The 13129-nt window shown below is 65.8% G+C and carries 7 protein-coding genes and 1 pseudogene; 1 reads left to right on the top strand and 7 read right to left on the bottom strand.

What is annotated here, in order from left to right:
• Nucleotides 1-49: 49 nt before the first annotated feature.
• The 6 genes and pseudogenes from PCQ86_RS13115 to PCQ86_RS13090 form a co-directional block, all read right to left on the bottom strand.
• Nucleotides 50-1453, bottom strand: a complete 1404-nt coding sequence (locus PCQ86_RS13115) for a hypothetical protein (protein ID WP_270173941.1) — start codon at nt 1451-1453, stop codon at nt 50-52.
• A gap of 449 nt (nt 1454-1902) precedes the next feature.
• Entirely contained in the window at nt 1903-5097 is a 3195-nt protein-coding gene (locus PCQ86_RS13110; RefSeq protein ID WP_270173940.1) for a tetrathionate reductase subunit A, read from the bottom strand.
• 100 nt (nt 5098-5197) lie between these two features.
• Entirely contained in the window at nt 5198-6244 is a 1047-nt protein-coding gene (gene nrfD, locus PCQ86_RS13105) for an NrfD/PsrC family molybdoenzyme membrane anchor subunit (RefSeq protein WP_270173939.1), read from the bottom strand.
• A 17-nt stretch (nt 6245-6261) separates the two neighbouring features.
• Nucleotides 6262-6927 (bottom strand): annotated as a pseudogene (dsrO, locus tag PCQ86_RS13100) (sulfate reduction electron transfer complex DsrMKJOP subunit DsrO); the annotation flags it as partial.
• A gap of 116 nt (nt 6928-7043) precedes the next feature.
• A complete protein-coding gene (locus tag PCQ86_RS13095; RefSeq protein WP_015914568.1) occupies nt 7044-8054 on the bottom strand; it encodes an IS5 family transposase in 1011 nt (336 codons plus the stop codon).
• Nucleotides 8055-8119: 65 nt separating this feature from the next.
• Nucleotides 8120-8266, bottom strand: a complete 147-nt coding sequence (locus tag PCQ86_RS13090) for a hypothetical protein (RefSeq protein WP_270173937.1) — start codon at nt 8264-8266, stop codon at nt 8120-8122.
• A gap of 415 nt (nt 8267-8681) precedes the next feature.
• On the opposite strand from PCQ86_RS13090, the gene PCQ86_RS13085 reads away from it, so the two are divergent.
• Nucleotides 8682-9287, top strand: a complete 606-nt coding sequence (locus PCQ86_RS13085; RefSeq protein WP_270173936.1) for a 2'-5' RNA ligase family protein — start codon at nt 8682-8684, stop codon at nt 9285-9287.
• A gap of 65 nt (nt 9288-9352) precedes the next feature.
• On the opposite strand, the gene putA is transcribed toward PCQ86_RS13085, so the two are convergent.
• Complete coding sequence (gene putA, locus PCQ86_RS13080) at nt 9353-13075, bottom strand: trifunctional transcriptional regulator/proline dehydrogenase/L-glutamate gamma-semialdehyde dehydrogenase (protein WP_270173935.1); 3723 nt, start codon at nt 13073-13075, stop codon at nt 9353-9355.
• Between the last annotated feature and the right edge of the window lie 54 nt (nt 13076-13129).

Below are 13129 nucleotides of genomic sequence, written 5' to 3'. Positions count from 1 at the left end.
GTGATGTTGAGCACGATCGGAAGATCGCTGATGTTCGGATACATGGCGCTTAGTTGCGTGCAAGCGCCTTGGATCTTGCTTTCTGCCAGGTAGCCCTTGAATACCATTCCTCTCTTCGCAATTGCTCCGGACATATTGTGGTTTTTGAGAGAGGTACCCCAAGCCTGTCAAAGCAGTACCTCTCGGCGTGGAGGCTCAGATGCCAAGTTGCCACTGACAGCGATTGTGAATCGATAGATCTCCAACCCATGTGGGCTAACCGGTCCCTTATATCAATCAGTCCCGTGGCGCCACTGGCTCCAACCATCGGCCAAAGGTCTGCGATCAACACCGAAGATGTTTTAAAGTGCTGCCGCATTCTGGCTTTGAAGTTTCTTGGCTTGTCATTATTAACTGACTTCTTAAAGCCCTTGAGTCGTTCAGCGACCCGAGTCGAAGCATTATTAATTGCGTTTTCTAAGGCGGCAATTAACTCGGACTTCTCCTGAGCCTCTGTCTCATCAAGTGGAGTGGTTTCTACGCGAATTGCTTCAAATCCATGCATAAGCGCCATGAATCTATCGGCCGTGCTCATGTTGATTGCGGGAGCTAACGCTGTAATAAAAAAACTCAACGTGTTCCAATCTTCCTCGGCCATCTGGAGGGCGGCCCCCACGGCTTGTTCCATTACTGACTCCACATTTGAAATCCGTACTGCATAGTCAAGGGGCTCCATTCCCATGTGCGGCGGATTTTTATCGTCCAAGGGATATCTGCGGGAGAAAATCGACATCCCATCCACACACCCGTGGATGGAGCGAAACTGCACGCTCTGCCTCGACAAAAGTGATAGGCAAAGGCGCACCCGATTGATCTGATTTGTGATGCCTTCCAATTCTGTTGGAGGTTCATCTGATGATAAGGTCGCAAAAGTACCAGCCACTCCACTAAACGTGTCGTTTTGATGATCGAAAATTGGATTCCAATAACGATAAAAAGTGAAGATTCCCAATCCTGTCCGAATGCTAAAAATTGGATGTGCGTCAGCTAGCTTCCCCCAGCCAAGTTGACGCATTTCCTGCGTCAACTTTGGAGTAGTCATATGGATAGTGACGACTTCGTCTTTTTGAATGTGGTAGATATTCCGAGACCGACTGACATCTAGCCATTCAATGTGCTGCAATTTGATCGTGGAACGGCCGAACTCTGTCAAATTTGCTCTTGTCTGTGTGTATTGTTGCCAATACAGCCCCCTCATGCGAACAGTAATGGGGCCGGGAGGGCCTTGCGTCGCTCCTTCAAACGTACACGCATTCGTCAGCGAGGGCGTAGGCATTGCAGTGTGAGGAATCGAAAGCTCAACACCTACTCGTTCGTGACTAGCTACAGGAAACGAAAGTCGGCAGTGCACATCAACTGTGTTGCCATGTTCATCTTTCAAACTACCGTCAAGCTCAAGTTCACGTGGGTGCATGAAATGTCCTGCCAAACTACTCTCCATTGCCGTGTTGTTTATTGCGCAGACTGTCTAACCAGACGTTTCTTAATTCTCAATACTCAAAGTAAGACGCTACCGACCATGGCGACATCGCTACCCGCTTGCACTGGTGATGATCAGGTCACCCGCTGCATGTAGAACCAGCAGCCTCCAGAAGCAAGGACTGCAATAAACTTAGATGGCTGAAAATGTCATTTCATGGTTCCTTTTATGCTTGATTCACTCTTAATCACTCAGGTGGATCGCACTGATTGTCAAAAAAAGTATAGTCCGCGCATCGACCGACCGCTTTAAAGCATCAACATTGAAGGCAACTTCGAGTCGAAAGCCGCCGACAAGAAAAAAGCCCATCGCAGTTGCGATGGGCTTTTTGCTTCTGCAGCACCTGCGCCCGCAAGCGCTCAGTGCTCAGTACCCGGCAGGCATTACACCTTCCGCACCTTCACCGGCAACCCCTGCCGCACCACGGCCCCCGACACCCAGTCGATCCACACGTTGTCCTTGGCGGGCCGGGTGGGGTCGGCAAAGCCCAGCGCGTTCAGGTTCACGCCGTTGCCGTGCTGCGGGTTGTGGGCCATGGGCTTGCCGTCCACGGTGTGCGCCACCGCGCCCAGCTGCGTGTGGCCGTAGCCGTATTCGATGGCCAGGGCGCCCTGGGCGATGCCGCTGCGCACCAGGGCCACGCCCTGCAGCTTGGCGCCGGGGGTGCTGACCTCGATGCGGTCGCCGTTGGCGATACCCAGCTTGGCCGCATCGTCCTTGTTCAGGCTGATGGGGTTGTGCGGGTGCACCTGGCGCAGACGGCTGGCGGCGATCGACATGCTGCTCATCAGGTTGGACTTGTAGCTGCTCATGGTCAGCGGCCAGTCCTGCTCGGTGAAGCGCTCGCGCATGCTGCTGCCGTCGGCAAAGCGGGTGGGGAACCAGGTGGGGCAGCCCACGTAGCGCTCGCCGGTCATGGAGTGGCGCATCTTGGCCAGTCCTTCGTGCCACAGCTGCACCGGGAACTTGTAGGCGGCCTTGATCTGCTCGCCCTTCCAGGCGTCTTCGATCTTGTCGAAGCGCCCGCCACGGCTCATCACCATGGCCACGCGGCGCACTTCCTCGGGCTTGAGGCGCTTTTCCACCTCGGGCATCCAGCGGGTGACGCCGGTGAGGGCGATGTCGTCGTCGCTGGCTTCGGGCACGGGCTTGCCGGCCTGGTAGGCGATGTTGCACATGCCGCGCAGGTAGAAGTCTTCGGCGCTTTCCAGGTCCAGCGGCTCGCCGTCCTTGGTGCTCATCGCGCCCTTGCCAAAGCCGGGCAGCTGCAGCTGCTTGGCCACGGCGAAGACGAAGCTCTCGAAGCTCACCGGCTTGCCGTCGGCCGTCTTGGCGGTGGCGGGCTCCACGGTGGGCCAGCGCACGGTGCTGCTCTTGGCGATCACGTCGGCCCAGGGGGCGCCGATGCCCCAGCTTTCGTACGTGACGGTGTCGGGCACGATGTAGTCGGCCAGGGCCGAGGTCTCGTTGATGAAGGGGTCCACCGACACGAACAGCGGCAGCTTCTTCGGGTCCTTGAGGGCACTGACCAGCGTGTTCTCAAAGCCGCAGATGGCATACACCGGGTTGCTCATGTGGTTGATCCACGCCTTCACCGGGTAGGGGTAGCCCAGCAGGCCGGCGGCCAGCATTTCGCTACTCAGGCCCCCGGGCGCCGGGTACCACGGTGCCTTGGCGGGGTAGGGGTTCTGGCCGGCTTCTTTCTTGCGCTTGAACTCGCTGGTCTTCTCGTACGGAAAGCGCGTGCGCGACAGCGCCACGCCCGTGGCCTTGACCGCGCCCTCGAACTGCGCGAAGTTGTAGCGCGGGCCGGGGCCGAAGGGGCCGAACGGGCCGGCGTCCAGCACCCAGCCGCCCTTGACGTTCAGGTTGCCGATCAGGTTATTGAGCATGGCGATGGCGTAGGCGGTGTAGAACCCCGCGCCGCTCATGGTGCCGCCGTGCGAGTTGGCCACGGCCTGCTTGCCGTGGCTGGTGAATTCGCGCGCCAGGTCCTCGATGTCCTTCACCGGCACGCCGCACAGGTCGGAATACTCCTGCAGCGTCTTGCGGCGCGCTTCCTCGCGCAGCTTGACGAACGATGTGCACACGGCGATCGGTGCGGGCTCCTCGGTGGCGCCTGCGGCCTTCAGGGGCGTGAATTCGCGCTCCACCACCAGCTCGGCCGGCTGGGCCATGGTGTGGGGCACCAGCTTGAAGCCGCCGTTGCCATCGGCCACCTGCACCACGTACACGTCTTCGGCCGGGGTCTTCTCGTCCACCGGCTCGGGCATGGGCAGCCCCAGGTCGGCGCCGCGCAGGAACTGGCCGTAGCGCGGGTGCTTGGGGTCGTTGATGAGCAGGTGGGTGGCGTTGCTCCAGCTCGCCTCGCCGGCGGCGGCCATGGCGGCCGGGCCGGGCTGGGTGAGGTACTTGGCGTCGTAGCGCTCGTTGTCGATGATCCAGCGGATCAGCGCCATGGCCAGCGCCAGGTCGGTGGCGGGCTTGATGGGCAGCCAGCGGTTGTTGTCGCCCGCCGCGTGGCTGGACGACATGGGCAGCACGGGCGACACCACCACGTAGCGGTAGGCGTCGTCTTCGCGCGAGCGGGCCTCGGCCAGCTCGCGCCCCATGCGCTGGAAGGGGTTGCCCGACTGCGCCGGCGCCGTACCCAGGAACAGGCCGAAGCGCGAGTTCTTCCAGTCCGGCTTGCCGTGCGGCATGCCGGGGATGTTGCCCAGTGCAGCAGCCGTGCCCACGCGGTAGGTCTGGCTGCAGTAGGCGCCGTGGTTGGCCACGTTCACCGTGCCGAAGGACTGGCGCGCAAAGCGGTTGATCAGCGGCGTGCGGCCTTCGTTGGAGGCGTCGGTCACCAGCAGCTGGTTGGCCTTGGGGCCGTACTCGGGGTTCTCGGGGTCGATCAGCGTTTGCACGTCGCGGATGGCGGCCAGGCCGTCCACGTGGCCTTCGCCGAACAGGTCGCCACCCTCGCAGATTTCCTTGACCAGCTGTTCCAGCGAGATGCTCTTCCACTGGCCCGAGCCGCGCGGGCCCACGCGCTTGAGCGGGGTAAGCACGCGGTGGGCGGCGGTCTGGTGCTCCAGCATGGCCGAGCCGCGCGCGCAGCTGGTGGCGCGGCCTTCCAGGCCGTTGTCGCCGCCCAGCAGGGCGTACACCTCGCGCACCGGCGTTTCCATGGGCGCGTGGTGCGTGGTGGCCAGCGGGTGGTAGGGGTTGCCTGCCACGCGGATGATTTTGTTGCTGGCCGTGTCCACGCGCACGCGGATGCCGCACTGCGTCCAGCAGCCCAGGCAGCTGCTGGGGCTGACCACCTGGCCCGGCTGGGTGGTGAGCTGGCCGGTCACGGGGTCGATACGGAACTCGGGCGTGAGCGAGTTGCCGCGCGTGGCGCTCTTCGTGGCGGTGCCGGACGTGCCGGTCACCAGGCCCTTGGCGCCCTTGGCCACGGTCTCGCCATAGCCGGCGGCAAAGGCCGCCAGGCCGCCGGCCACGGCGCCGCCGCGCAGCAGCAGGCGTCGGCGCTGGGTGTCGGGGTTGTCCTGTGGTTCAGGGGTGGGGTGCTTGTTCTTGTCAGTCATGGTCTGCGCTTTCAGGTGCAGCGCCAGCGGATATCACTTTGATTTTGATAGCTGCCAGCGCTTGCTTTTATTGCGTTAGAGGCCGATTTGGTTATCAATCTTAGGCGGCAGTGGTTGCGGGGGCGTTGCGTGCCGGGAACAGCTCCAGCGCCCAGCTGGCCAGCCCGACCAGTGCCACGCACAGGCCTGCCACACCCACCATGCCCAGCAGCCCGTCGCCGCCCAGGGGCATGTGGTACAGGTACAGGCCCGCGCCGAACTTCGGCACGCCCTGCACGCCCATGAACAGCGCCCAGCGGAAAGCCCAGGCGGCGGCCGCCAGACCCAGGCCCAGCACCAGCGTGTAGCCCTTGGCATGCAGGCGGTGGCGCCCGCGCAGCAGCGCCCCCAGCACGGCGGCGCCACCGATGGCCGAGCCGATCATCGTCAGGCGCCACACGGGGAAGTCGTTCCACAGGCGCAGTGCGGCGTTGAACGAGGGGCTGTCGCCGCCCAAGCCGCTCGCGGCCCAGGCCAGCGCCACCACCAGCAGCGCGCCGGCCAGCGCCAGGCCCATGCCGCGCAGCGTTTGCAGCGCTTCAGCGCCAGGGCGCAGCGCGGCGGGCAGGAAGCGCTCCAGCACGAAGGCCGCGCCCACGGTGGCCAGCCAGCCTGTCAGCGCCAGGTTGACGGGCACCCACAGCGTGTTCCACAGCGGGCGCGAGCGCACCACCATCATCTCGGCGCCGGTATAGACCGAAATGGTGAGCGCCGAGAGCACGAGCAGCGGCGCCAGCAGGCGCATCCAGCCGGTCTTGCCCAGCCACCAGGCGGCGCACATCGCCACGCTGAGCGTGACGAACACCGGCAGCAGCAGCGCGCCGACCGACATCCACGACCAGGGCGTGAAGTGCGCATAGACGTGCCAGAAGCGCGCAGGCTGGTGCAGGTCGGCCAGCAGCGACACGGGCGCGGCAATGCTGCTGACGGCCAGCGTCAGCACGGCCGCGGGCAGCAGGCGCTGCAGCGTGCCGCCGTCTTTGCCCCAGGCGCACAGCGCGGCCAGGATGGCGGCGCCGGTGGCCACGCCGACCAGGAAGAAGTACTGCACGGCCCAGGGCAGCCAGGCCGCCTCGTAGTGCGGGGTCAGGAGTTCGATGATTTGCATGGAGCGCTCCTTGGGGTTCAGTGGTCGGACAGCAGGCGCACGCTGGCCTGGCCGTCCACGCCGTTGACGAACTCATCGGGCAGGCCGATGTAGTACACGCGCGGCGCGGTGTTCATGCCGGGCTTGAGCACCTTGAGGTCTTCCTTGTGCTCAGCCATGCGGCGGTTGATCTCGCTGCCCTGGTCGTTCAGGTCGCCGATCACGCGCGCGCCGCCCACGCAGCTCTCCACGCAGGCCGGCAGCAGGCCGGCCTCCAGGCGGTGCTCGCAGAAGGTGCACTTGTCGGCGGTCTGCGTCTCGTGGTTGATGAAGCGCGCGTCGTACGGGCAGGCCTGCACGCAGTAGCCGCAGCCCACGCAGCGCTCGTTGTCCACCAGCACGATGCCGTCGGTGCGCTGGAAGGTGGCCTGCACCGGGCACACCGGCACGCAGGGCGGCTCGTCGCAGTGGTTGCACAGGCGCGGCAGGCTGACCATGGCGGGCGCGCTGCCGTCATCCTTGTTGATCTCGTACTGCAGCACCGTGGTGCGGAACTGGCCGATGGGCGGCTGGTTCTCCACCGAGCAGCTCACCGTGCAGGCTTGGCAGCCGATGCACTTGCGCAGATCCACCAGCATGCCGAAGCGCTTGCCCTCCATGCCGGGGCGGCGCGGCGGCTGGCCCGGCGCGAAGGAAGACCATTGCATAACCGCTCGGATGGAGGCGTGATGCTGGTCTACGGCGCCATCTTGGATGTTTTCGAGCGTTTGTTGCCCCGGATTTCTGTGCTTGGGGGCGTTTCAGCGCCCCGTTTCGCCTTTCAGGGCGCACCTGCCCCAGCAAGCTCCATCGCTTTGAGCTTGCGATGGGCCTTCAGCAGATTCATCCCCAATGCCGCCCAGCACATCTGCGCCTGTACCTTCGCTGTGCCGAAGTAGCGCGCCCTGCCCAAGTGGAACCTGCGCTTCATCGTGCCGAAGGCCTGCTCAACCTTGAAGCGGATGGAGCCGATCTGCTTGTTGAATTGCTTGAGTAGCGCATGCACCGGCTTGCCCGCGCTGCCCTTGTGCTGGATCAGATCACCGATGCCACGCTCGGCGAGCCACTGCCGGTTGGCCTTGCTCGCATAACCCTTGTCGGCCAGCACGGCCTCTATCCCAGGCGAGAGTGCCTCGACGATCTCAGGCAACTTGTTGATCTCGGCTTCGTTGGCTGGGTGCACCTGCACATGCTCGACGTAGCCGTCTTCGCTGTCGACTGCCGTGTGGCCCCGGTAGCCGAAGAAGGCGTGTTTGCCTTTCTTGACCCAGCGCGCTTCACTGTCGGCGCTGTCAACGAGTCTGGCTTGCTCGCCTTCACCTTCGACGTGCTGCCTCGGGCGTGCAGCGCTGGGGATGATGGTGGCATCAATGATGGCCCCGCGCGCGCCTTGCACCTTCAGGCCTCGTTGCTCCAACTGGCTGTTGATGAGCGCCAGCAGTTTCTGCTCGAGTTCGGCCTTGACCAGGCGGTTGCGGAAGCGGCAAATGGTGCTGGCATCGGGCAACTCACCGGCCGAGGGTTCGAAACCAGTGAAGACCATGAAGTCCAGGCGCACGCGCAGGGCCTGCTCCAGTTGGGTATCGGACAGACCGTGCCACTGACCCAGCAGCATGAGCTTGAACATGCCCAGCGACGAATAAGGCTGGGGACCACCGGCGCCGCTGATCTCGCGCTGGTACAGGCCCGTCAACTGCCCAGCAATGGCGCTCCAGTCAAGCAACTCGTGCAGCTTCATGCTCGGGCTGAACTCGACCAGCGGGCGCGCGCCCATCAGAAAGAAGCTGTCCATCGGTCATCACCTCCTGGGGCGATTGGAGCGCATCGGCCAAGGACGCGCATCAGGAGTGCTACCAGTTATGCAGCGGTCTTGAAGGGTGTGGCGGCCTGGCTGGCGCCGGCCAGGCCAAAGGCGGTGGCCAGGCCGACGAGTTCTTGCAGGAAGGTGCGCTTGCCGGGTTGCGGCGCGGCGCAGGCGGTGGGGGAGGGGGTACTTTTTGACATAAATACTTTGAATATTTACTGCGTAGATGCATTATTCTCCCCGCATCCAGATTATCCGTTTGATTAACGTCAAATGACTTTGTTGATATTCTTCTTGGATTATTTTGGTTAAACTTTTTTAGTTTATTAATTGAAAATTAATGAAATATTAAATAATCCCGAGCAATTGCGTATGGAATGTGGAGCGGCCGCAAACGGCCATACGTGCGGGTTCCGGGCCCCGCGGGAAGTCAGCCTTCTGGGCTTGGGGATACGAATGCCATCCTGGGTACCAAAATCCGAAAATTGCCGATGAATGGGCGGTGAGGCGATATGCCCCGATCGCCACCATTCCGATTAAAAGAATCGGTTATTGCCCGCGCCGGCGGAGTGCCTGTTACCCACAAGGGCCAGGGGCGGCGCTACAGTGGGGCGCATGGACGCTCACCAACTGCCGCTCGCCGGCGTGGAGCCCGATGCGCCACGCCCCAACCACCATCTTTTCTTTGCCGTGCTGCCCGAGCCCGGGGCGGCGCAGGCTGCGGCCGATCTGGCGCAGACGCTGATTGCGCGGCACGACCTGCAGGCGCAGGTGCGCGCGCAGCGCCTGCACGCCACGCTGCTGTCGCTGGGGTGGGAGCATGCGCTGTCGCCCCGGCATCTGCAGTGGGCGCGCGACGCGGCGCAGCAGGTGCGGGCGAGGGCGTTCTCGCTGCGGTTCGATCGGGTGTTGAGCTTTCGCCGCGCGCCGCAGGCCAAGCGGCCCTGCGTGCTCTGCGGCCCCGCCGACGGGCAGCAGGGCTTCATCGCGTTGTACGAGGCGCTGCACACGGCGCTGTGGTCGCAGGTGCGGGGGCTGGACGGCGTGCCCCATGCGCCGCACATCACCCCGCACATGACGCTGTGCTACAGCCGCCAGGCCGCGCCCGAGCAACCCGTGCCGCCGCTGGAATGGACGGTGCGCCGCTTCGTGCTGTTGCACAACCTGCGCGGCTCGCCCGGCCCTTACGAGGTGTTGGGCGAATGGCCGCTGGCGGATTGATTGCTATCGTTTATATAGCTGTTGGCGCTTGATGGATAAGCGCTAGAGGCCAATTTACCCTGGCATCACGCCATGGTCATCAGGCTGGCATTGCCGCCTGCCGCCGTGGTGTTGATGCTGACCGCGCGCTCCAGCAACAGGCGCAGGGGCGCCTGCAGCGCATCGGCGGGGCCGTCCACCGCCGTCACGCCCACGATGGGGCCGGGGCGCAGGGCCACGCGCTGGCATTCCACGCGGCGCGTTTCTGGGCTGCCGCTGTGCAGCACGGCGTCGTAGCCCAGGCCATCGCCGCGCCAGTCGGACACCAGGGCGATGCGCGCCTGCACCTCGCTCGGCAGTGTGGCGCACAGGGCCTGCGCGTCCTGCGGCCAGAGCGCAAGCGCGCCCGCGGCCAGCACCGCGCTCAACTGCAGCAGCAGCGCCTCGTCCGTGTCGGCCAGGCACAGCACGCGTTCGCGCGGCAGCAGCCGATAGGTGTTGCGCTCGCCGGTGGGGCCGGGCAGGGTGCAGGCCAGGCCCGCGCAACTGGCCTGCGCCTGGGCCGCGCAGGCCTGTGCCAGCGCTGCGTTGCCTTGCGCCTGGGCCCAGTGCTCCAGCGCCGACAGCGGGGCGAGCAGCGCGGGCTGTGCGCTGGCGTCGGGCACCTGCACGGCCGTCGCCGCCAGCGCGCCGTGCGTGGCGTTGGCCGGGTGGCGCGACAGCAGGCGCAGCAGATACAGCGGGCCGCCTGCCTTGGGGCCCGTGCCCGACAGGCCCTCGCCGCCGAAAGGCTGCACGCCAACCACGGCGCCCACCATGTTGCGGTTCACATAGACGTTGCCGGCCGTGCTGTGGGCCAGCACCTGGGCCACGGTTTCGTCGATGCGGGTGTGCAGGCCCTGGGTGAGGCCGTAGCCCGTGGCGCTGATCTGCGCGAGCAGCGCGTCCAGCTCGCCGCGCTCGTAGCGCACCACGTGCAGCACGGGGCCGAAGACCTCGCGCTCCAGCTCGGTGATGCTGTTCAGCTCGATCAGCGTGGGCGGCACGAAGGTGCCATGCGCCGTGCCCTGCCCACCGGCATGGCTTTGGAACACCGGCCGGCCGCTGGCGCGCAGGCGCTCGATGTGGCGCGCGATCGTGGCGCGCGCCTCCTCGTCGATCACCGGGCCTACGTCCACCGCCAGTTGCGTGGGGTTGCCCATGCGCAGTTCCAGCATGGCGCCGCGCAGCATCTGCAGCAGGCGGTCCGCGCAGTCGCGCTGCACGCACAGCACGCGCAGGGCGGAGCAGCGCTGGCCCGCGCTGTCGAAGGCCGAAGTGAGCACGTCCGCGACCACCTGCTCCAGCAGGGCGGAGGAGTCCACGATCAATGCGTTCTGTCCACCGGTCTCTGCGATCAGCGGAATGGGCCGGCCGCTGGCGTCCAGCCGTGCGGCCAGGCTGCGCTGCAGCAGCCGCGCCACCTCGGTGGAGCCGGTGAACATCACGCCCATCACCCGCGCGTCGCCCACCAGCGCCGCGCCCACCGTCTCGCCGCGGCCGGGCAGCAACTGCACGGCGGCGGCAGGCACGCCGGCCTGGTGCAGCAGGCGCACGGCCTGGCAGGCAATGAGGGGCGTCTGCTCTGCCGGCTTGGCCAGCACCACGTTGCCCGCGGCCAGTGCGGCGGCCACTTGGCCCATGAAGATGGCCAGCGGGAAGTTCCAGGGGCTGATGCAGGTGACCGGCCCCAGCGGTGGGTGGGTGGCGTTGTCGAAGTGCCCATCCACCTGCGCCGCGTAGTAGCGCAGGAAGTCCACCGCCTCGCGCACCTCGGCCACGGCGTTGGCGCAGGTCTTGCCGGCTTCGCGCATCAGCAGGGCCAGCAGGGCGGGTATATCTCGTTCCAGCCCGTCGGCCGCGGCGCGCAGCAGCCGTGCACGTTCTGCGGGTGGCGTGGCAGCCCAGGCGGGCTGCGCCGCGGCGGCAGCCTGCAGCGCGGCGTCCACATCGGCGGTGGTGGCTTCTTGCACCTGCCCGACCACATCGGTGGCATCGGCAGGGTTGCGCACCGGGGCGCGCGGGCCGGTGGGAGCGCCGGCGGCGATGAGGGGTGTGGCTTCCAGCGGCGTGGCGGCGCTGGCGGCCAGCGCGTCGGCCACGCACTGCAGCGTGGGCTCGGCCGCCAGGTCCAGGCCCTGCGAATTGGCACGCGTCGGGCCGTAGAGCTGCGGGGGCAGCGCGATGCGCGGGTGCGGCAGGCCGGCGCCGCCTTCGGCGCGGGCCTCGGCATCCACCGTGTCCACGGGGTTGTCGATCAGCGCCTCCAGCGGCAGCGTGGCGTCGGCCACGCGGTTCACGAACGAGGTGTTGGCGCCGTTTTCCAGCAGGCGGCGCACCAGGTACGCCAGCAGCGTTTCATGCGTACCCACCGGGGCGTAGATGCGGCAGGGGCGCTCGGGCACCACCTGCTCGTACAGCGGCTCGCCCATGCCGTGCAGGCACTGGAACTCGTACTGGCCGGGGCGATAGTCCGCGGGGCCCGCCAGCTCATAGATGGTGGCCAGCGTCTGCGCGTTGTGCGTGGCGAACTGGGGGTACACCGCGTCCGGTGCGCCCAGCAGCTTGCGTGCGCAGGCGATGTAGGAAATATCGGTGTGCGCCTTGCGCGTGTACACGGGGTAGTCCGCCAGGCCATCGACCTGGGCGCGCTTGATCTCGCTGTCCCAGTACGCGCCCTTGACCAGCCGGATCATCAGGCGGTGGCCGCTGCGGCGCGCCAGATCGATGCAGTAGTCGATCACGCGCGGGCAGCGCTTTTGGTAGGCCTGGATCACGAAGCCGATGCCCTTGAAGCCAGCGAGGGACGGCGCATGGCAAAGGCGCTCCAGCAGGTCCAGCGACAGTTCCAGCCGGTCGGCCTCTTCGGCGTCGATGTTCAGGCCGATGTCGTAGCCGCGCGCCAGTTCCGCCAGTTGCAGCACGCGCGGGTACAGCTCGTCCATCACGCGCTGCCACTGCGCGCGGGCGTAGCGCGGGTGCAGCGCGCTGAGCTTGATGGAAATGCCGGGCCCTTCGTACACGCCGCGGCCCGCGCTGGCGCGGCCGATGGCGTGGATGGCATCCACATAGGACTGCATGTAGCGGTCGGCGTCGTGCCCCGTGAGCGCGGCCTCGCCCAGCATGTCGTAGGAATAGCGAAAGCCCCGTGCCTCCAGGGTGCGCGCCTTGCCCAGCGCCTGTTCGATGGTCTCGCCGGTGACGAACTGCTCGCCCATCATGCGCATGGCGACGTCCACGCCCTTGCGGATCAGCGGCTCTCCCCCGCGTGCGGTGATGCGGCGCAGCGCATCCTTCAAGCCCCCTTCGCTGTGCGTGGTCACCAGCCGTCCGGTGAGCAGCAGGCCCCAGGTGGCCGCATTGACGAACAGCGACGGGCTCTTGCCCAGGTGCGCGGCCCAGTCGCCCGTACCGATCTTGTCGCGGATCAGCGCGTCGCGCGTGGCCGCGTCGGGAATGCGCAGCAGCGCTTCTGCCAGGCACATCAGCGCCACGCCTTCTTGCGAGGACAGCGCGAACTGCTGCAGCAGCCCCTGTACCAGGCCGGACCGCCCGCTGGCATGTTCGCGCTGGCGCAGCCCTTGCGCCAGGCGCAGGGCACGCGCCTGGATGTCCTGCGCCATGGCAGCGGGCAGGCGCGCCTGCGCCAGCAGCGGCGCCAGTGCCTCAGGCTCCGGCGGGCGGCAAGCCTGGGTGACCGCCAGGCGCAGCGGGTCGGTGTCGCGGGGGCGAGGGGAAAAGTGGGCGGCGTGGGGGGCGGCGTTTGTCATGGGGTCGCATCATCCTTGGGTGAATGGCGAATGAATCACTAAAATCGGCAAGCA

Origin of the sequence: Diaphorobacter sp. ED-3, assembly GCF_027625375.1 — a bacterium.
GTDB classification, from domain to species: Bacteria; Pseudomonadota; Gammaproteobacteria; order Burkholderiales; family Burkholderiaceae_C; genus Diaphorobacter; species Diaphorobacter nitroreducens.
This window is presented reverse-complemented; position numbering and strand designations above follow the sequence as displayed.